Below are 18905 nucleotides of genomic sequence, written 5' to 3'. Positions count from 1 at the left end.
AATGGCCTGGTTGTTTGTTTCCCCGAAGTCACTCTGAATCATGGCAAAAGAACAAACGGACCGTACGACATTAGATTTGTTCGCAAATGAGCGTCGCCCGGGAAGACCGAAAACCAATCCGCTCTCGCGTGACGAACAGTTACGCATCAATAAGCGCAATCAGCTCAAACGCGATAAAGTTCGCGGCCTGAAGCGTGTTGAGCTCAAGCTCAACAGCGATGCCGTGGACGCGTTAAATGAACTGGCCGACGCCCGCAATATGAGCCGCAGCGAACTCATTGAAGAGATCCTGTTAAGCCAGCTTGCCAGCCTGCATCGCCAGGAAAACCGCTGAAAACGAGCAAAAAACACATTTTCATGTAGCAGAGAGTGCAGTCCGGCATGATTGCTGTTTCCGTGCACTTCTCTGTTCTGCTATGATTGCCCTTATCTGTGGGCAATATGCCACTACCATATCATTTAGTTTCAAGAGGTTATTTTACTCATGGCAATCGTAGGCATCTTTTTCGGCAGCGACACCGGTAATACCGAAAATATCGCGAAAATGATTCAAAAACAGCTTGGTAAAGACGTTGCCGACGTGCATGACATTGCAAAAAGCAGCAAAGAAGATATCGAAGCGTTCGATTTGCTGCTGCTGGGCATTCCGACCTGGTATTACGGTGAAGCACAGTGCGACTGGGACGACTTTTTCCCGTCGCTGGAAGAGATAGACTTTACCGGCAAACTGGTGGCCCTGTTTGGCTGTGGCGACCAGGAAGACTATGCTGAATATTTCTGCGACGCGTTGGGTACCATCCGTGACATCATCGAACCACGCGGCGCGATCATTGTCGGTCACTGGCCGACAGCCGGTTATCATTTCGAAGCCTCGAAAGGGCTGGCAGATGACGACCACTTTGTTGGTCTGGCCATTGACGAAGATCGTCAGCCGGAACTGACTGCCGAACGCGTTGAGAAGTGGGTCAAACAGGTTGCTGAAGAGCTTAATCTGGAAGCCATTAAGAACGCGTAAGGCATGAGCGGTGCGGTGAATAAATCGCACCGTATTAATAGATAAAAGCAATCAAATTTATCGCTACAAATTTTTAACTTTTAAGCGCATGCCTGTACAATGACAGCTGATTTAACGAGGTTCGTTCATTAGCTTTGCTGGTAGTGCCTCGTTTTTGAAAGCATAGTATGCCAGGCGCTTGCAGTTTTCATTTATACATGGCAGTTCTATAATTGAGACGCATTCTACCGGGCGCATTCTCTGTGAGACTTCCGCTTAAGGAAGTGAATCGTTTAGCAACAGGACAGATTCCGCATGACTGACAACAATACCGCATTAAAGAAGGCCGGCCTGAAAGTCACGCTTCCACGGTTAAAGATTCTGGAAGTCCTCCAGGAACCGGATAATCACCATGTCAGTGCGGAAGATCTATATAAGCGTCTGATTGACATGGGTGAAGAGATTGGGCTGGCAACGGTCTATCGCGTGCTCAACCAGTTTGATGACGCCGGTATCGTAACCCGCCACAATTTTGAAGGCGGCAAATCGGTTTTTGAACTGACGCAGCAGCACCACCACGATCATCTGATCTGCCTGGATTGCGGCAAAGTGATCGAGTTCAGCGATGACTCTATCGAAGCGCGTCAGCGTGAAATTGCTTCACGCCACGGCATCCGCCTGACCAACCACAGCCTGTACCTGTATGGTCACTGCGCTGAAGGCGACTGCCGCGAAGATGAACACGCGCACGACGCCGTGGAAAAATAATCTTCAGCTACCACAAGAGCCAGCCTCCGGGCTGGCTTTTTTATTACCGTTTTTCAGCCAAAAAAAAGACCCGCAGCGCGGGCCTTATCTGACGGTCAAAACCGTTATTGTTTGTTGTTGCTGCGGATTTCCTGCCAGATGCGATCGCAATTCGCTTTGACCGCCTGGTCGTTGCCGGTACGTGTTGCCTGAATGCACTGCTGGTAATCCAGCGTACGCACGGTTTCCTGAGTGGCGAACTGCTCGTGGGCCTTCTCTTTTTTCAGCACGTTCAGCACGCTCTGACAGGCTTCGATTTTGTCCGGGTTACCTTCCGCCGTATTAATGCAGGCGCTGTAGGCTTCTCTCAGGTGGCTGTCTTCTTTCGGCGCTGTCGTCGTCGGCTGCGCACAAGCCACCAGACCCGATGCCATGATAGCGATAAGAATGAGTTTCTTCATTATGTCGTCCTTATGTCAGGAGCGGGTTGCCCCGCCCCTGCTGGCATCAGAAAATGGTGAACGGTGCGATGACGATGAATTTCACGTCGCGCTCATCCTGGAAGATGTTGCCGTAACCACCGCCCCAGCTCGGGATATCGGAGTGGTTGTCGTACTGCGTGAAGTGAAGTTTGAGCATCGTGCCTTTGGCACGGCCTTCCTGCACGGTGTACATCGCATCCAGGCTGTAGGCAGATTCTTTGATTTTGTTGGAAGCCATGTCTTCACGCTGGCCCGCACCGTTGATAAACCAGTCAGACGGTTTCGCATCCCACGCGTAGACGTAAGAAGCACCGACCGCCCAGCCAGGCAGATCCCAGTTTTTCAGGTCATACATCGCGCCGAAGAAGACCGCTTTTTCGCCGTTGGCGTTGAAGTCTGAGCGGTTATCCCACCAGATATCCAGACGACCGTTAGAGGAGGCGTAGGTCGGTGTCATACGCTGCAGGAAGTAACCCTGCTGGCCTTCCGCGCGTACCCAGGTCCCTTCCAGTCGCAGGTCAACCACATCCGCCACTTTGTAGCCGAAGGTCAGCGCCTGTAACCATGCGGTGCCGTCGTAGATATCGTTGATGGTGCTATTGTCCGCTTTGTCGCGAGCGCCATAGAACTGATAGCTGGTGGAGAGCGGAGAACCGGCGACATCAAATTTGTAACTGGCTTTTGCGAAGTACTGATCGACAAACCCTTCAGACTGACCAAACGCTGCTTCCAGCACCAGATCGTTTTTGAAATCGTATTTGGCGCCGAGAGAATGCAGGTAATCGACTTTGGTTTTCTTGTCGTTCTGGTAGAACTTGTCGGTTTCAATGTGCCACGGCGCTTTGTACTCGTTGGTCCACATGTAGGAGAAGCTCAACGCGCCCGCGTCACCGTAATCAAAGTTTGCCCCGGCTTCCGCGCCCTGGTAAGTACCCGGCATGAAGCTCCAGTGCGGCGCTAACAGGGTCTGCCCGGTCGGCTGAATGTAACCCGCACGCGCCCATACCGGACCATATTTGAATTTTGCTGCCGCTTTATACAGGCTGATCCCGCTCTTATCACCGGAGTAGTCTTCGTCATACCCTTTGTTGACAGAGGAGAATGCAATTTCGTTCGGGTGTCCGCTTTCAGCGGATTCCGCCATTTCAATCGCGGTGAAGGCGGCGATATCCAGACCGAACATATCGGCGGCATAGCCAGACTGGAAGTCGAGGTTGGCGTTCCAGGTGGAGTGAGAAAGGTTGGTTTTGTATTTGTCGCCGTCGGTCACGTCTTTACGGTCACGCTCACGCTGCCAGTAATAGATACCGCCGGTTAAGGTTGAATCATCGATGAAGCCTGCTGCACTGGCCTGCGGAACCGCAACCCAGCCCGACAATGCGGTGACGCCTGCAATAGCCAGCGCCAGCGTACTACGTTTGCCACTGAACGTACGCATGTGTATATCCTCTTTGACTTTTAAAAACGCCACTCATAAGGCGAGCAGCGATAAAAATAAAAATGTGAAAAGTAGTCGGGGAAATTCCCGTGTATCTACTGATGAATAGACTATTTTTCGCGACGCGAATTATCAATCACTTTATGGCACGAAATGACAAGACTATGACAAAGCGCACATAATTGATTGCACTTTGTAACAAAGCGCATTGCGCGCAGAATGTGGCAGAAATCGCTACGGATTCAGGAAAATGCGTGCGGCAGAGAAGAAAAGTTAAAATTTTCCTGGCAAATCAGATCTGAAAAATGAGATACGTAAATAGTATTAATTCGCATCGCGAATGTTAATTAAATGTAACGCCATGATTGATAAGCGAAAAAAAACGCCGCGCTAAGCGGCGTCTTTACTGGAATGACGAATTACTCGCCGATTTTCGCCCAGGTGTCGCGCAGACCGACAGTGCGGTTAAACACCAGTTTGTCCGCGGTAGCGTAACGACTGTCGAGGCAGAAATAGCCTTCACGTTCAAACTGGAACGCTTTACCCACTTCTGCGGCCTTCAGACCCGGCTCCGCGAAACCGTGTTTAATCACCAGCGATTCCGGGTTAATGGTCGCGAGGAAATCATCGGCTGCGCCCGGGTTCGGCACGCTGAACAGGCGATCGTACAGACGAATTTCAATCGGCAGCGCATGTGCCGCGCTGACCCAGTGGATCACGCCTTTGACTTTACGGCCGTCAGCCGGATCTTTGCTCAGCGTATCCGCATCGTAGGTGCAGAAAATGGTGGTGATGTTGCCTTCGGCATCTTTCTCAACACGCTCCGCCTTGATGACGTACGCATTACGCAGACGCACCTCTTTACCGAGCACCAGGCGCTTGTACTGCTTGTTGGCTTCTTCGCGGAAGTCAGCACGGTCGATCCAGATTTCACCGCTGAACGGCACTTCACGGCTGCCCATTTCCGGTTTGTTCGGATGGTTAGCCATGGTCACCATTTCGCTTTCGCCCTGCGGGTAGTTTTCGATAACCAGTTTCACCGGATCGATAACCGCCATCGCACGCGGCGCGTTTTCGTTGAGATCTTCACGAATGCAGGATTCCAGCGAAGCGATCTCGATGGTGTTGTCCTGTTTGGTCACGCCGATGCGTTTGCAGAACTCGCGAATTGACGCCGGGGTGTAGCCACGACGACGCAGACCAGAAATAGTCGGCATACGCGGGTCATCCCAGCCTTCCACGTGCTTGTCGGTCACCAGCAGGTTCAGCTTACGCTTGGACATGACGGTGTATTCCAGGTTCAGACGAGAAAACTCGTACTGACGCGGATGAACCGGGATTGAGATGTTGTCCAGCACCCAGTCGTACAGGCGGCGGTTGTCCTGGAATTCCAGCGTACACAGCGAGTGAGTAATACCTTCCAGCGCATCGCTGATGCAGTGGGTGAAGTCATACATCGGATAGATGCACCACTTGCTGCCGGTCTGGTGATGATCGGCAAACTTAATGCGATACAACACCGGGTCGCGCATCACGATGAACGGCGATGCCATGTCGATCTTCGCACGCAGACAGGCTTTACCCTCTTCAAATCCACCAGCACGCATTTTTTCGAACAGCGCCAGGTTCTCTTCCACGCTGCGATCGCGGTACGGGCTGTTTTTACCTGGCTGCGTCAGTGTGCCGCGGTATTCACGAATTTCGTCCGCAGAGAGTTCGTCAACATAGGCCAGACCTTTGTTGATCAGTTCAACCGCATAGTGATGCAGTTGATCGAAATAATCCGACGAATAGCAGACTTTGCCTGCCCAGTGGAAACCTAACCATTGCACGTCATTCTGGATGGACTCGACGTATTCGATGTCTTCTTTTACCGGGTTCGTGTCATCGAAACGCAGATTGCACAGCCCGTTGTAATCCTGGGCGATGCCGAAGTTCAGGCAGATAGACTTCGCATGACCGATGTGCAGATAACCGTTCGGTTCAGGCGGAAAACGCGTGTGGATCGTGGTGTGCTTACCACTGGCCAGATCCTCATCAATGATCTGACGAATAAAGTTTGTCGGGCGGGCTTCAGCCTCACTCATCGTGGGTTCCTCAAGGCGTAAACAACGTATAACGGCATATGATCTTATAAGCCAGTCGAAGAGACAACCATTAGTTGCGGAAAATACGTCTCTGAAGAACTATCTGGGGGCTGATTGCTGCAAAAAAAAGCGGCGGAGGAGATCCCCCGCCGCATGAGGCATGCAGTTGCTTGCTCAGGAGCGATTACTTGCCTTTAATCTCATACAGCGCGGTTTCGCCTGCAACGACGTGACCCTGCGCCTTAACCACCAGGCCGCCGAAGTCGTCGATGTTGCTGCAAACCACCGGGCTAATCATTGAGCGCGCGTTGGCGTTCAGGAAGTCCAGATCCATCTCAAGGATGGGTTGGCCTGCTGTCACTTCCGCACCCTCTTCCACCAGACGTTTGAAGCCTTCACCGTTCAGTGCGACGGTATCGATACCCATGTGGACAACGATTTCCGCGCCTTTGTCGGTTTCCAGGCAGAACGCGTGGTTGGTGTTGAAGATTTTCACGATCGTGCCCGCCGCCGGAGAAACCACAACGCTTTCCGTCGGTTTCACCGCCACACCGTCACCCACCGCTTTGCTGGCAAAGGCTTCGTCAGGCACCTGATCCAGCGCGACGACATCACCGGTCACTGGGGAAACCAGCGCCGCGATGGTGACCGCGTTCGGTACTGCCTGCGGTTTTGCCGCCGCCTGTGCTGGCGCTGCAGCCGGAGCCGCTTCTGCCGCCGCGACAGGGCCGGTAGTGTGCATTGCGTTAGCGATTTTTTCCGCCACAAAGCCAACGATAATCTGTACGCTGGTTTTGTTCAGACGGATAACACCGGTTGCGCCCAGGCGTTTAGCCAGCGCTTCGTTCACCAGGCTTGAATCTTTCACTGACAGACGCAGACGGGTGATACAGGCATCGATACCAGTCAGGTTGTCAGAACCACCGACAGCGGCGATGTACTGACGTGCCAGACCTGCGACGTCCTGATCTTTACCACTGCTCAGATTCACGTCCTGACCATCCGCTTCGCTGCCAGCAACCGCCAGTTCGCGACCCGGAGTCATCAGGTTGAATTTGGTGATGGTGAAGCGGAACACCAGGTAGTAGATCACGAAGAACACCAGGCCCTGCGGGATCAGCATGTACCACTGTGTGGCCAGCGGGTTACGCGAAGACAGCACCATATCCACCAGACCGGCGCTGAAGCCAAAGCCCGCAATCCAGTGCATGCTCGCCGCGATGAACACGGAGATACCCGTCAGGATAGCGTGGATGACGTACAGCACAGGCGCAACGAACATGAAGGAGAATTCCAGCGGTTCGGTGATACCGGTGAAGAAGGCCGCGAAGGCGCCTGCCATCATGATACCCAGCACTTTCGCTTTGTTTTCCGGACGTGCGCAATGGTAGATAGCCAGTGCCGCGCCAGGCAGACCGAACATCATGATCGGGAAGAAACCTGCCTGATAACGACCGGTGATACCCACAACCGCTTTACCTGCTTCGATGGACTGTGCGCCGCCGAGGAAGTTAGGAATGTCGTTGATACCCGCCACGTCGAACCAGAATACTGAGTTCAGCGCGTGGTGCAGACCGACCGGGATCAGCAAACGGTTGAAGAAGGCGTAAACGCCCGCACCGATAGAGCCCAGTTTCTGGATGTGCTCACCAAAGTTCACCAGACCATCGAAAATCACCGGCCAGATGTACATCATGATGAACGCGACAACGATCATCACAAAGGAGGTGAGGATCGGCACCAGACGACGACCGCTAAAGAAGGAGAGCGCTTTCGGCAGCTCTACGCTTGAGAAGCGGTTGTACAGTTCAGCGGAGATGATACCGACCAGGATACCCACGAACTGGTTGCTGATTTTACCAAACGCCGCCGGAACCTGGTCCGCCGGAATTTTTTGGATCATCGACACGGCAGCTGGCGAGCAGAGTGTCGTTAAAACGAGGAAACCGACGAAGCCGGTGAGTGCTGCTGCACCGTCTTTATCTTTAGACATACCGTAAGCAACACCGATGGCGAACAGTACGGACATGTTGTCGATAATGGCAGAGCCGGATTTGATGAAGAACGCCGCCAGCGCGTTCTCACCACCCCAACCTACCGGGTCGATCCAATAGCCGACACCCATCAGGATGGCTGCGGCCGGCAGCGTGGCCACTGGCACCATCAGTGCGCGGCCTACTTTTTGTAAATAACCTAGAATACTCACTTTCTTCCCCCTATGAGACCCCGTTCAGACTCATTCAAAGCCGTTTTTTTATTGTGTAACAAACCTTGAAGCGTGGCGATTTATCACCTACGTTCAGAGTGTGTGGAAAATTAATTCGTCTCGCAAATTAAACACCCGTTTTTTGTGATTATAATCACCAAATATCGTAATACCCCCTCCCATTCGCTGGCTAACAGCCAAAACTTATTTTATCATTCAAAAAATCAAGACGGATTGTCCCCTTTCGCTGGCAAACCAGGTTACCCTTAACAGAGTATCGGTACCAATCCGCCAATGCTTTAAATCAACTTTATTGAGGTGAACAATGAGACTGATCCCCCTGGCGACCGCTGAGCAAGTAGGTAAATGGGCCGCACGTCATATCGTCAATCGTATCAATGCGTTCAAACCTACTGCGGATCGTCCGTTTGTACTCGGCCTCCCGACCGGCGGCACGCCGCTCACCGCGTACAAAGCGCTGGTTGAGATGCATAAAGCAGGCCAGGTTAGCTTTAAGCACGTTGTCACCTTCAACATGGACGAATACGTTGGTCTGCCGAAGGAACATCCGGAAAGCTATCACAGCTTCATGCACCGCAACTTCTTCGATCATGTTGATATCCCGGCAGAAAACATCAACCTGCTGAATGGTAACGCACCGGACATCGACGCGGAATGCCGTCAGTACGAAGAGAAGATCCGTTCGTACGGTAAAATCAATCTGTTCATGGGCGGCGTAGGTAACGATGGTCATATCGCGTTCAACGAACCGGCCTCTTCACTGGCATCCCGCACCCGCATTAAAACCCTGACCCATGACACTCGCGTGGCAAACTCCCGTTTCTTCGATGGCGATGTCAACCTGGTGCCGAAATATGCGCTGACCGTTGGCGTGGGTACCCTGCTGGATGCCGAAGAAGTGATGATTCTGGTGCTGGGCTCTCAGAAAGCGCTGGCGCTGCAGGCAGCGGTTGAAGGGAACGTCAACCACATGTGGACCATTAGCTGTCTGCAACTGCACCCGAAAGCGGTCATGGTCTGCGACGAACCGTCCACCATGGAGCTGAAAGTGAAAACGTTGAAATACTTCAATGAGTTAGAAGCAGAAAACGTTAAAGGTCTTTGATTCAATACCGTCTCTCCTTCGGGGGAGACGGTCGTATTTTTGTTACCGGGGGTTGTAATGTATGCATTAACCCATGGTCGGATTTATACCGGCCACGAAATTCTGGATGACCATGCGATTGTTGTCGCCAATGGCCTGATCGAACGTCTCTGTCCGCTGGCGGATTTACCGTCTGACATTGAGCAGCGCTCAGTCAATGGCGCCATTCTCGCCCCGGGTTTTATTGATGTTCAGTTGAACGGCTGCGGCGGTGTGCAGTTTAACGACACCATGGACGCCGTCAGCGTGAAGACGCTGGAAATCATGCAGAAGGCCAATGAAAAATCGGGCTGCACCAGCTATCTGCCGACGCTGATTACCTCCAGCGACGAACTGATGAAACAGGGCATTCGCGTGATGCGCGAGTATCTGGCGAAATACCCGAACCAGGCGCTGGGTCTGCATCTGGAAGGGCCGTGGCTGAATATCGTCAAGAAAGGCACCCATAACCCGGATTACGTGCGCAAACCGGACGCTGAACTGGTGGATTTCCTCTGCGCTAACGCAGACGTCATTACCAAAGTCACCCTCGCGCCGGAAATGGTGGAGCCTGAGGTGATCCGCAAGCTGGTGAACGCCGGGATTGTGGTCTCTGCCGGTCATTCCAACGCCACGCTAAAAGAAGCGAAAATCGGCTTCCGCGCCGGGATTACTTTCGCCACGCACCTTTATAACGCGATGCCGTACATCACCGGGCGTGAGCCGGGTCTGGCGGGCGCGATTTTTGATGAGCCGGACGTTTACTGCGGCATTATCGCCGACGGTCTGCATGTCGATTTCGCCAACGTGCGTAACGCAAAACGTCTGAAAGGCGACAAGCTGTGTCTGGTGACAGATGCGACCGCACCGGCAGGCGCAAATATTGACCAGTTCATTTTTGCCGGGAAAACAATATACTACCGGAATGGATTGTGTGTAGATGAGAATGGCACGCTGAGCGGCTCCTCTCTGACCATGATTGAAGGGGTTCGCAATCTGGTTGAGCACTGCGGCATCGCGCTGGATGAAGTCCTGCGTATGGCGACGCTCTACCCGGCGCGTGCGATAGGTGTCGACAAGCAACTGGGCAGCATTGCGCCCGGGATGATCGCCAACCTGACCGCATTCACTCGCGACTATAAGGTAACCAAGACCATCGTTAATGGTAACGAGGTCGTCACTGAGTAAGTAAATGTATGACACCTGGCGGACAAGCTCAAATTGGCAATGTTGACCTCGTAAAACAACTGAACAGCGCAGCGGTATACCGTCTGATCGATCAGCACGGCCCCATCTCGCGCATTCAGATCGCAGAACAAAGCCAGCTTGCTCCCGCCAGCGTGACAAAAATTACCCGTCAGTTAATTGAACGCGGCCTGATTAAAGAAGTCGATCAGCAAGCCTCCACCGGGGGCCGCCGCGCGATCTCCATCGTCACCGAAACCCGCAATTTCCACGCTATCGGCATTCGCCTCGGGCGTCATGACACGACCCTGACGCTCTATGATCTGAGCAGCAAAGTGCTGGCGGAAGAGCACTACCCGTTACCGGAGCGCACGCAGGAAACGCTCGAACACGCGTTGCTGAATACCATTTCGCTGTTTATCGCTTCCTGTCAGCGGAAAATCCGCGAGCTGATTGCCATCTCCGTGATCCTGCCCGGGCTGGTCGACCCCGACAGCGGGGTGATTCGCTATATGCCGCACATCCCGGTGGAGAACTGGGCGCTGGTCGATGCGATGGAAAAACGCTTTAACGTCACCTGTTTTATTGGACATGACATCCGCAGTTTAGCGCTGGCGGAGCACTATTTCGGTGCAAGTCAGGACTGCGAAGACTCCATTCTGGTGCGTGTTCACCGCGGTACCGGCGCCGGGATCATCTCCAACGGGCGTATTTTTATCGGACGTAACGGCAACGTCGGTGAAATCGGCCACATTCAGGTCGACCCGCTGGGCGAACGCTGCCACTGCGGCAATTTCGGCTGTCTGGAAACCGTTGCCGCCAACGCCGCCATCGAACAACGCGTCCGTCATCTGCTGGAACAGGGCTATCAGAGCCGTGTGACGCTGGATGACTGTTCGATCAGCGCCATCTGCAAAGCCGCTAATAAAGGCGACCCGCTGGCGAGCGAAGTCATCGAACATGTTGGCCGCCAGCTTGGCAAAACCATTGCCATCGCCATTAACCTGTTTAACCCGCAGAAAGTGGTGATTGCCGGGGAAATCATCGAAGCCGAGCGCGTGCTGCTCCCCGCCATTGAAGGGTGCATTAATACGCAGGTGCTGAAGGCGTTTCGCAAGAATCTGCCGGTCGTGCGTTCCACGCTAGATCACCGCTCCGCCATTGGCGCGTTTGCGCTGGTAAAACGCGCTATGCTTAACGGCATCCTGCTACAGCGTTTGCTGGAAAGCTAAAGCGGTTTTATAGTACGCCTCTCTTTAAGCTGTTGAGCCTGGGTAGTCCATGACCATTAAGAACGTAATTTGTGATATCGACGGTGTGCTGATGCACGATAACGTCGCCGTTCCCGGTGCTGCGGAGTTTGTTACCCGCATCCTGGAGAAAGGCCTGCCGCTGGTCCTGCTGACCAACTACCCTTCCCAGACCGGGCAGGATCTGGCAAACCGTTTCGCCACCGCCGGTGTCGATGTGCCGGACAGCGTGTTTTACACCTCGGCTATGGCGACCGCGGATTTTCTGCGTCGTCAGGAAGGTAAAAAGGCGTATGTCGTCGGCGAAGGCGCGTTGATCCATGAATTGTATAAAGCCGGATTCACCATCACAGACGTCAATCCGGATTTCGTGATCGTCGGTGAAACGCGCTCTTATAACTGGGACATGATGCATAAAGCCGCGTTCTTCGTCGCCAACGGCGCGCGCTTTATCGCCACCAACCCGGACACCCACGGTCGTGGTTATTATCCGGCCTGCGGCGCGCTCTGCGCGGGTATCGAGAAAATCTCCGGTCGCAAACCGTTTTACGTCGGCAAGCCCAGCCCGTGGATCATTCGTGCCGCGCTCAATAAAATGCAGGCGCATTCCGAGCAAACGGTCATTGTCGGCGACAACCTGCGTACCGATATCCTGGCGGGCTTCCAGGCCGGTCTGGAAACCGTGCTGGTGCTCTCCGGCGTTTCAACGGTCGATGACATCGACAGCATGCCGTTCCGCCCCTCCTGGATTTACCCGTCCGTTGCGGAAATTGACGTTTTTTAATTCCAGAGCCGGATGTTGCATAACGCATCCGGCCTTCCATTATTATTCATCTAATAAATAATGCGATTTACTGATAATTCATCAACAGATGCATAGTATTGCCGCGTCTTTTTCATCATTCGACAACTCTCATTGCATTATTTTCTGATACGCCCGTAAACCCCTTGCGCCAGCCTCGCGCTTTGCGGCATTGTCTCTCTCAGAGCAAATGACACAACAGCATTACGCAACAGGTTAACGGAGACGTTTATGTGTTCTATTTTTGGTGTACTGGATATCAAAACTGACGCGGGAGAGCTGCGCAAAAAAGCGCTGGAGCTTTCCCGCCTGATGCGCCATCGCGGCCCGGACTGGTCCGGTATTTATGCCTGCGATAAAGCGATTCTCGCCCACGAACGTCTGTCTATTGTCGACGTCAACGCCGGTGCCCAGCCGCTGTATAACGAAAAGAAAACGCACGCGCTGGCGGTTAACGGTGAGATCTACAACCACCAGGCGCTGCGCGCAGAGTACGGCGATCGCTACGCGTTCCAGACCGGTTCTGACTGTGAAGTGATCCTCGCCCTGTATCAGGAAAAAGGGGCTGAGTTTCTCGACGATCTGCAGGGCATGTTTGCTTTCGTCCTTTATGACAGCGAAAAAGACGCTTACCTGATTGGCCGCGATCATATCGGCATTATTCCGCTGTATATGGGTTACGACGAGCACGGCAACTTCTACGTCGCCTCTGAAATGAAAGCGCTGGTACCAGTGTGCCGCACCATCAAAGAGTTCCCTCCGGGAAGCTATCTGTGGAGCAAAGACGGCGAGATCCGCTCTTATTACCAGCGTGACTGGTTTGACTACGACGCCGTCAAAGACAACGTGACGGACAAAGCAGAGCTGCGTCAGGCACTGGAAGATTCCGTTAAAAGCCATCTGATGTCTGACGTGCCGTACGGCGTGCTGCTGTCCGGCGGGCTGGATTCGTCAGTTATCTCCGCGATCACCAAAAAATATGCCGCGCGCCGCGTTGAAGATCAGGAGCGTTCGGAAGCCTGGTGGCCGCAACTGCACTCCTTCGCCGTTGGTCTGGTGGGCTCGCCGGATCTGAAAGCCGCGCAGGAAGTCGCGAACCATCTCGGCACTGTTCACCATGAAATCCACTTCACGGTGCAGGAAGGGCTTGACGCGATCCGCGATGTTATCTATCACATTGAAACCTACGATGTGACCACGATCCGAGCCTCAACGCCGATGTACCTGATGTCGCGTAAAATCAAAGCGATGGGCATCAAAATGGTGCTCTCCGGCGAAGGTTCTGATGAAGTGTTCGGCGGTTATCTTTATTTCCATAAAGCGCCGGATGCGAAAGAGCTGCATGAAGAGACCGTGCGTAAACTGCAGGCGCTGCATATGTTTGACTGTGCCCGCGCTAACAAAGCGATGTCAGCCTGGGGTGTTGAGGCGCGTGTCCCGTTCCTCGACAAGAAATTCCTCGACGTGGCGATGCGCATCAACCCGCAGGACAAAATGTGCGGTAACGGTAAAATGGAAAAACACGTCCTGCGTGAATGTTTTGAAGCTTACCTGCCGGCAAGCGTCGCATGGCGTCAGAAAGAGCAGTTCTCCGACGGTGTGGGTTACAGCTGGATCGACACGCTGAAAGAGGTCGCGGCGAAACAGATTTCTGATCAACAACTGGAAACCGCCAGCTTCCGTTTCCCGTACAACACGCCGACCTCTAAAGAAGCGTATCTGTATCGTGAAATTTTCGAGGAGCTGTTCCCGGTACCGAGCGCAGCAGAATGTGTGCCTGGCGGCCCGTCTGTCGCCTGCTCTTCCGCCAAAGCGATCGAGTGGGATGAAGCCTTCAAAACCATGAACGATCCCTCTGGTCGCGCGGTCGGCGTACACCAGTCCGCTTACCAGTAAAAGTGATGAAAATTCGCATCGGGCCCTGCGGGGCCCTTTGTTGTTTTTCCTCAGCAAATTTGAGAAATAACCAATAATTGCCGAATAATGCACCACGCTGTTCGCAACCTAACCAAACAGTCACATTCCGGCGGTTTTCCGTCAAAAAGAGGTTGACGCTACAAGGCTCAATACGCATAATGCGCCCCGCAACGCCGATAAGGTAACGCGAAAAAGATGGCTACGTAGCTCAGTTGGTTAGAGCACATCACTCATAATGATGGGGTCACAGGTTCGAATCCCGTCGTAGCCACCATCTTTTTGCGGGAGTGGCGAAATTGGTAGACGCACCAGATTTAGGTTCTGGCGCCGCAAGGTGTGCGAGTTCAAGTCTCGCCTCCCGCACCATTCCCAGGTACGCGTTGCACGGATGGGGTATCGCCAAGCGGTAAGGCACCGGTTTTTGATACCGGCATTCCCTGGTTCGAATCCAGGTACCCCAGCCATATTTCATCGACTTACTGACGTACCTGTTGTTGGGGTATCGCCAAGCGGTAAGGCACCGGTTTTTGATACCGGCATTCCCTGGTTCGAATCCAGGTACCCCAGCCAGTCGATGAAAGGAAGTCCGGCTACGTAGCTCAGTTGGTTAGAGCACATCACTCATAATGATGGGGTCACAGGTTCGAATCCCGTCGTAGCCACCAAATAAAATTGGGGTATCTCCAGGCTGTATGACATCGGTCTGATTGCGGCACGAAAACAGAGATAAACCACAAACAATTGGGGTATCGCCAAGCGGTAAGGCACCGGATTCTGATTCCGGCATTCCGAGGTTCGAATCCTCGTACCCCAGCCAAATTTGAAAGACGTTTTAGAACGCACCCTGTTGGGGTATCTCCAGGCTGTAAGGCTCCGGTCTGATTCCGGAACACAGACAGAGATAAACCACAAACAATTGGGGTATCTCCAGGCTGTAAGGCTTCGGTCTGATTCCGGCACACAGACAGAGATAAACCACAAACAATTGGGGTATCGCCAAGCGGTAAGGCACCGGATTCTGATTCCGGCATTCCGAGGTTCGAATCCTCGTACCCCAGCCACTTCAATGCAAAAAAGCTCGCTTAGGCGGGCTTTTTTGTTTTATTTCGGACAACATTTCACCTTTTAACAAGAAACAGCAATGGTAAAATTCGCTAAATTTTGCTTAAAATGGTGTATAGTGAACTACCAAATCTTTCCTTTATTTATCAACAAAATATCTCACCTCCTAATCATCCTGGCAGCAACTATCCTGGCGTACTTAGGATACTCAGCTTTAGTGAGTTATCTCATTTTGCTAAAAATACTCTTCCCCATAGTGATTTGTCTGCGCCTGCATATTCTAAGCAATCACGGGGCGGTGCAACTTCTCTCCGAGAAGTCCGAATGGATGATTTATATAGCGGGTTTTCCCGCAAATGAGCAAAGACTTGTGCTAAACAACATTTCTTTTACTTCCCCTGAACGCCTTCGTCAGTTTTACCTGCGGGGCTTCACCTTAAAATCGATAATACAATTAGCTTGTATTATCATTGCCTTAAATGAGTATGCTCATCCGATAAGGCATCTCATTCCAAAGGTATTGGCTTTGCCTGTAATACCTGGTTTGATATATATGCTCTCAGTCAGTGGCTTCACGCTTTTAAAGATCATTCGTAACGAATGGCCGAGTGTTTCCCAGAGCATACAGTTCAACCACAACTGGTATCAGGGGTATTTGTTGTCCAGGAAAGGAACAATACCAATGCTGAGTCGTTTATTCTGATTCACAACCCTAACGCATACTTCAGCGCCTGACGTTTCAGGATACCCGCGCGTTCGGCCGCCATCAGGCCGATATTGCGCAGCACTCGTACCGGCGCCAGGTCGTTGCTGAATCCGGCATAAAACAGATCCATCCCCGACTGCATAATGTAGTTATCCGCCATACGGCGCGTCTGGTAGCGTTTCAGAACGTGATAACTGTGCCATGCTTCGCCGTGACTACGCGCACTGGCTAAAACATCCAGCAGCGCATCTACGTCGCGATAGCCGAGGTTAACGCCCTGCCCGGCCAGCGGATGAATCGTGTGCGCCGCATCACCGACCAGCGCCAGCGATGGCTGGACATACTGCAACGCGTGGCGGCGGGTCAACGGGAAGGCGCCTGCGGCCACCGGTTTCACCTTGCCCAGTCGCGACGGAAAGATTCGCGCAATCTCCTGCTGCAGCTGCTCCATCGTCAGCGTTTGTAGCTGGCGAATACGGGCGGGATGGTCATACCACACCAGCGACGCCCAGTGGTCGAACAGCGGCAGGAAGGCGCGCGGCCCGTCAGGGGTAAACTGCTGCCAGGTGCTGTCACCTGGATCATCTTCGCATTCAACGGTAATTAACATGCAGGATTGCTGATACTGCCAGGAATGGGTACCGATACCCGCCATCTGCCGTACCTGTGAATTCGCGCCGTCAGCGCCCACGACTAATGACGCAGACAACTCACTGTCATCGGCAAACAGCAGCCGGTAACCTTCGTCCTGACGCAACATCGTGACAAGCCCGTTGGCAACCTGCAACGTTACCTGCGGATGAGCCTCCAGTGCCTGCCAGAGCGCGCGCTGCAATACCGGATTTTCGACCATAAACCCGAGCTGGGGGAGCTTCAGCTCTGCGGCATCAAAAACCACATGCGCGTTTTCCCACTCCCAGGTTTCCAGCCGACGCCATGGATGACAGCGCATCTCCCGCACGGTATCCCAGACGCCCAGCCCGCGCAGCAATGAGACAGACGCGGCGCTGATCGCAGAAATGCGTACGTCCGGCTGCGATTGCGCATCGAACACCGGCGGTTCCGCCTGTTCGATCACCGTTACCGTAAAGCCCTGCTGCGCCAGGCCCAATGCCAGTGCGCTGCCGACCATCCCGCCGCCGACAATGGCAACATCAGTGGTTAGATTGTTCATGGTCACTTATCCTTAAACCTGAATACCCTAAGTTTACCGGATTTTTAACGTCTTGAGGCCAGGCTGGTCACAACGACGGCAAAGCATTACAATACGCGCCCTGCAATCCTGGCGTTACACTGAGCATGAGCAAGTCGATGACAAAAAAACTCCATATTAAAACCTGGGGCTGTCAGATGAACGAATACGATTCATCCAAGATGGCCGATCTGCTGGATGCCACTCACGGGTATCAACTGACCGACGTGGCGGAAGAAGCGGATGTGCTGCTGCTTAATACCTGCTCAATCCGCGAGAAGGCACAGGAAAAAGTCTTCCACCAGTTAGGTCGCTGGAAGCTGCTGAAGGAAAAGAATCCCGACTTGATTATCGGCGTTGGTGGCTGCGTGGCATCGCAAGAAGGCGATCACATTCGCCAGCGCGCGCACTACGTCGATATTATTTTTGGCCCGCAAACGCTGCACCGCCTGCCGGAGATGATCAACTCCGTGCGCGGCACCCGCAGCCCGGTGGTGGATATCAGTTTCCCGGAAATCGAGAAATTTGACCGCCTGCCGGAACCGCGCGCTGACGGCCCGACCGCATTTGTCTCCATTATGGAAGGCTGCAACAAGTACTGTACTTACTGCGTGGTGCCGTACACCCGTGGGGAAGAGGTCAGCCGTCCGTGTGACGATATCCTGTTTGAAATCGCCCAACTGGCGGCGCAGGGCGTGCGTGAAGTGAACCTGCTCGGCCAGAACGTGAACGCCTGGCGCGGTGAAAACTACGACGGCACTACCGGCACATTTGCCGAGTTGCTGCGTCTGGTGGCGGCGATCGACGGTATCGACCGCATTCGCTTTACCACCAGCCACCCGATCGAATTTACCGATGACATTATTGATGTCTATCGCGACACGCCGGAGCTGGTGAGTTTCCTGCATCTGCCGGTGCAGAGCGGGTCGGATCGTATTCTTAACCTGATGAGCCGCACTCACACGGCGCTGGAGTATAAAGCAATCATCCGTAAGCTGCGTGAAGCGCGCCCGGATATCCAGATTAGCTCTGATTTTATCGTTGGCTTCCCGGGCGAAAGCACCGAAGACTTCGAGAAAACCATGAAGCTCATCGCTGATGTGAATTTCGATATGAGTTACAGCTTCATTTTCTCTGCCCGTCCTGGCACGCCTGCCGCCGATATGGTGGACGATGTCCCGGAAGAAGAGAAAAAGCAGCGTCTGTACATTCTGCAGGAGCGCATCAACCAGCAGGCGATGGCGTGGAGCCGCCGTATGCTCGGCACCACCCAGCGTATTCTGGTCGAAGGCACGTCGCGTAAGAGCATCATGGAGCTCTCTGGCCGTACCGAAAATAACCGCGTGGTGAACTTTGAAGGTTCCCCGGAGATGATCGGCAAATTTGTGGATGTGGAAATCGTCGACGTTTATCCGAACTCGCTGCGCGGCAAGCTGGTGCGCACCGAGGACGAAATGGGCCTGCGCGTGGTGGAATCCCCGGAATCCGTCATCGCCCGTACCCGTAAAGAGAACGACCTCGGCGTGGGAATTTATCAGCCCTGATCCCGGCGGCCTGCCCGCTCGGGCAGGCCCTTGCATTTTCCCCTCCCCGACCACATCTACAGGGTGTCGCTTGCGCCTTTTTCAAGCACCGTGAATAATTCCCTTAAGAGGCTCGCCGCCCCAGGCCGGAGAAGCAAAACGCGTCCGGC

At 53.5% G+C, this 18905-nt stretch carries 15 protein-coding genes and 7 tRNA genes; 17 read left to right on the top strand and 5 right to left on the bottom strand.

Features of this window, described 5'->3' with window-relative positions:
* Nucleotides 1-40: 40 nt before the first annotated feature.
* The 3 genes from ybfE to fur all read left to right on the top strand — a co-directional run bounded on the left by ybfE (nucleotide 41) and on the right by fur (nucleotide 1762).
* On the top strand, nucleotides 41-334 hold the full coding sequence (ybfE, locus tag AOY23_RS12325; protein WP_054179907.1) for a LexA regulated protein: 294 nt from the start codon (nucleotides 41-43) through the stop codon (nucleotides 332-334).
* 150 nt (nucleotides 335-484) lie between these two features.
* Nucleotides 485-1015: a flavodoxin FldA gene (gene fldA / locus AOY23_RS12320; protein WP_054179906.1), complete on the top strand. Its 531-nt coding sequence runs from the start codon at nucleotides 485-487 to the stop codon at nucleotides 1013-1015.
* 294 nt (nucleotides 1016-1309) lie between these two features.
* Nucleotides 1310-1762, top strand: coding sequence for a ferric iron uptake transcriptional regulator (gene fur / locus AOY23_RS12315; protein ID WP_004885952.1), 453 nt, complete (start codon nucleotides 1310-1312; stop codon nucleotides 1760-1762).
* Between the two features lie 104 nt (nucleotides 1763-1866).
* On the opposite strand, the gene AOY23_RS12310 is transcribed toward fur, so the two are convergent.
* The 4 genes from AOY23_RS12310 to nagE all read right to left on the bottom strand — a co-directional run bounded on the left by AOY23_RS12310 (nucleotide 1867) and on the right by nagE (nucleotide 7954).
* Nucleotides 1867-2202: a ChiQ/YbfN family lipoprotein gene (locus AOY23_RS12310; RefSeq protein ID WP_054179905.1), complete on the bottom strand. Its 336-nt coding sequence runs from the start codon at nucleotides 2200-2202 to the stop codon at nucleotides 1867-1869.
* 46 nt (nucleotides 2203-2248) lie between these two features.
* Nucleotides 2249-3661: a chitoporin ChiP gene (gene chiP / locus AOY23_RS12305; protein ID WP_054179904.1), complete on the bottom strand. Its 1413-nt coding sequence runs from the start codon at nucleotides 3659-3661 to the stop codon at nucleotides 2249-2251.
* A 419-nt stretch (nucleotides 3662-4080) separates the two neighbouring features.
* Nucleotides 4081-5748 (bottom strand): glutamine--tRNA ligase, encoded by a 1668-nt coding sequence (gene glnS, locus AOY23_RS12300; RefSeq protein WP_054179903.1) that lies wholly within the window; start codon nucleotides 5746-5748, stop codon nucleotides 4081-4083.
* Between the two features lie 184 nt (nucleotides 5749-5932).
* Nucleotides 5933-7954, bottom strand: coding sequence for an N-acetylglucosamine-specific PTS transporter subunit IIBC (nagE, locus tag AOY23_RS12295; protein WP_072170991.1), 2022 nt, complete (start codon nucleotides 7952-7954; stop codon nucleotides 5933-5935).
* Nucleotides 7955-8279: 325 nt separating this feature from the next.
* Here nagE and nagB point away from each other — a divergent pair, with 325 nt between their 5' ends.
* The 13 genes from nagB (at nucleotide 8280) to AOY23_RS12230 (ending at nucleotide 16017) form a co-directional block, all read left to right on the top strand.
* Nucleotides 8280-9080, top strand: coding sequence for a glucosamine-6-phosphate deaminase (nagB, locus tag AOY23_RS12290; protein ID WP_054179902.1), 801 nt, complete (start codon nucleotides 8280-8282; stop codon nucleotides 9078-9080).
* Between the two features lie 57 nt (nucleotides 9081-9137).
* Entirely contained in the window at nucleotides 9138-10286 is a 1149-nt protein-coding gene (nagA, locus tag AOY23_RS12285; RefSeq protein ID WP_054179901.1) for an N-acetylglucosamine-6-phosphate deacetylase, read from the top strand.
* Between the two features lie 8 nt (nucleotides 10287-10294).
* Nucleotides 10295-11515 carry a DNA-binding transcriptional regulator NagC gene (nagC, locus tag AOY23_RS12280; RefSeq protein WP_054179900.1) on the top strand — a complete coding sequence of 407 codons (1221 nt, stop codon included), beginning with the start codon at nucleotides 10295-10297 and terminating at the stop codon, nucleotides 11513-11515.
* A 49-nt stretch (nucleotides 11516-11564) separates the two neighbouring features.
* A complete protein-coding gene (gene nagD / locus AOY23_RS12275; protein WP_054179899.1) occupies nucleotides 11565-12317 on the top strand; it encodes a ribonucleotide monophosphatase NagD in 753 nt (250 codons plus the stop codon).
* Nucleotides 12318-12566: 249 nt separating this feature from the next.
* Nucleotides 12567-14231, top strand: a complete 1665-nt coding sequence (gene asnB / locus AOY23_RS12270; protein ID WP_054179898.1) for an asparagine synthase B — start codon at nucleotides 12567-12569, stop codon at nucleotides 14229-14231.
* 218 nt (nucleotides 14232-14449) lie between these two features.
* Nucleotides 14450-14526 (top strand) — tRNA-Met (locus AOY23_RS12265).
* Between the two features lie 7 nt (nucleotides 14527-14533).
* Nucleotides 14534-14618: transfer RNA gene (locus tag AOY23_RS12260), tRNA-Leu, on the top strand.
* A gap of 23 nt (nucleotides 14619-14641) precedes the next feature.
* Nucleotides 14642-14716, top strand: a tRNA-Gln gene (locus AOY23_RS12255).
* A gap of 31 nt (nucleotides 14717-14747) precedes the next feature.
* Nucleotides 14748-14822: transfer RNA gene (locus AOY23_RS12250), tRNA-Gln, on the top strand.
* Between the two features lie 18 nt (nucleotides 14823-14840).
* Nucleotides 14841-14917, top strand: a tRNA-Met gene (locus AOY23_RS12245).
* 77 nt (nucleotides 14918-14994) lie between these two features.
* Nucleotides 14995-15069: transfer RNA gene (locus AOY23_RS12240), tRNA-Gln, on the top strand.
* A 169-nt stretch (nucleotides 15070-15238) separates the two neighbouring features.
* Nucleotides 15239-15313: transfer RNA gene (locus AOY23_RS12235), tRNA-Gln, on the top strand.
* Between the two features lie 119 nt (nucleotides 15314-15432).
* A complete protein-coding gene (locus AOY23_RS12230; RefSeq protein WP_152958533.1) occupies nucleotides 15433-16017 on the top strand; it encodes a hypothetical protein in 585 nt (194 codons plus the stop codon).
* Nucleotide 16018: 1 nt separating this feature from the next.
* Here AOY23_RS12230 and ubiF read toward each other — a convergent pair whose 3' ends face one another.
* Nucleotides 16019-17194 carry a 3-demethoxyubiquinol 3-hydroxylase gene (ubiF, locus tag AOY23_RS12225; protein ID WP_054179896.1) on the bottom strand — a complete coding sequence of 392 codons (1176 nt, stop codon included), beginning with the start codon at nucleotides 17192-17194 and terminating at the stop codon, nucleotides 16019-16021.
* 137 nt (nucleotides 17195-17331) lie between these two features.
* Here ubiF and miaB point away from each other — a divergent pair, with 137 nt between their 5' ends.
* Complete coding sequence (gene miaB / locus AOY23_RS12220) at nucleotides 17332-18756, top strand: tRNA (N6-isopentenyl adenosine(37)-C2)-methylthiotransferase MiaB (protein ID WP_054179895.1); 1425 nt, start codon at nucleotides 17332-17334, stop codon at nucleotides 18754-18756.
* Nucleotides 18757-18905 lie beyond the last annotated feature (149 nt).

The sequence above is a fragment of the Trabulsiella odontotermitis genome (assembly GCF_001297775.1).
Lineage (GTDB): Bacteria > Pseudomonadota > Gammaproteobacteria > Enterobacterales > Enterobacteriaceae > Trabulsiella > Trabulsiella odontotermitis.
This window is presented reverse-complemented; position numbering and strand designations above follow the sequence as displayed.

Excerpts from the sequence above, each read along its gene's own strand:
- AOY23_RS12310 (WP_054179905.1), bottom strand. The coding sequence starts at position 2,202 with ATGAAGAAACTCATTCTTATCGCTATCATGGCATCGGGTCTGGTGGCT.
- miaB (WP_054179895.1), top strand. The coding sequence starts at position 17,332 with ATGACAAAAAAACTCCATATTAAAACCTGGGGCTGTCAGATGAACGAA.
- nagA (WP_054179901.1), top strand. The coding sequence starts at position 9,138 with ATGTATGCATTAACCCATGGTCGGATTTATACCGGCCACGAAATTCTG.
- glnS (WP_054179903.1), bottom strand. The coding sequence starts at position 5,748 with ATGAGTGAGGCTGAAGCCCGCCCGACAAACTTTATTCGTCAGATCATT.
- chiP (WP_054179904.1), bottom strand. The coding sequence starts at position 3,661 with ATGCGTACGTTCAGTGGCAAACGTAGTACGCTGGCGCTGGCTATTGCA.
- fur (WP_004885952.1), top strand. The coding sequence starts at position 1,310 with ATGACTGACAACAATACCGCATTAAAGAAGGCCGGCCTGAAAGTCACG.
- ybfE (WP_054179907.1), top strand. The coding sequence starts at position 41 with ATGGCAAAAGAACAAACGGACCGTACGACATTAGATTTGTTCGCAAAT.
- nagD (WP_054179899.1), top strand. The coding sequence starts at position 11,565 with ATGACCATTAAGAACGTAATTTGTGATATCGACGGTGTGCTGATGCAC.
- nagB (WP_054179902.1), top strand. The coding sequence starts at position 8,280 with ATGAGACTGATCCCCCTGGCGACCGCTGAGCAAGTAGGTAAATGGGCC.
- asnB (WP_054179898.1), top strand. The coding sequence starts at position 12,567 with ATGTGTTCTATTTTTGGTGTACTGGATATCAAAACTGACGCGGGAGAG.
- fldA (WP_054179906.1), top strand. The coding sequence starts at position 485 with ATGGCAATCGTAGGCATCTTTTTCGGCAGCGACACCGGTAATACCGAA.
- nagC (WP_054179900.1), top strand. The coding sequence starts at position 10,295 with ATGACACCTGGCGGACAAGCTCAAATTGGCAATGTTGACCTCGTAAAA.
- ubiF (WP_054179896.1), bottom strand. The coding sequence starts at position 17,194 with ATGAACAATCTAACCACTGATGTTGCCATTGTCGGCGGCGGGATGGTC.